The sequence below is a fragment of the Aestuariivita boseongensis genome (assembly GCF_001262635.1).
Lineage (GTDB): Bacteria > Pseudomonadota > Alphaproteobacteria > Rhodobacterales > Rhodobacteraceae > Aestuariivita > Aestuariivita boseongensis.
This window is the reverse complement of the sequence record NZ_JXYH01000139.1, coordinates 1-329: the sequence shown is the minus strand read 5'-3', so window position 1 is coordinate 329 and position 329 is coordinate 1. Positions and strand designations below refer to the sequence as shown.

The following is a 329-nucleotide window of genomic DNA, read 5'->3' as shown; positions in this document are numbered from 1 at the left end:
CGCTCGACGATGTCGTCCAGATCGGCCTTGTTCTTGGCCATGCCGTGGATTTTCGGCCCATAGGCCACGTTGTCATAGATCGACTTCGGAAAGGGGTTGGGTTTCTGAAACACCATGCCTACACGGGCGCGCAGCTGCACCGGATCGACCTTAGCGTCATAGATATCCTCGCCATCCAGCAGGATATCGCCTTCGATCCGTGCCACATCAATTGTGTCGTTCATCCTGTTGATACAGCGCAGGAATGTCGATTTCCCGCAGCCTGACGGGCCGATGAAGGCCGTGACCGTCTTGTCGGCGATATCGACGCTGACATCCTTGATGGCGTG

The 329-nt window shown here is 56.5% G+C and carries 1 protein-coding gene; it reads right to left on the bottom strand.

Annotated elements, in window-relative coordinates; all coding sequences use genetic code 11:
- The coding region (locus TR61_RS19515) for a phosphate ABC transporter ATP-binding protein (protein WP_157441008.1) at positions 1 to 329 on the bottom strand (329 nt) is incomplete at both ends.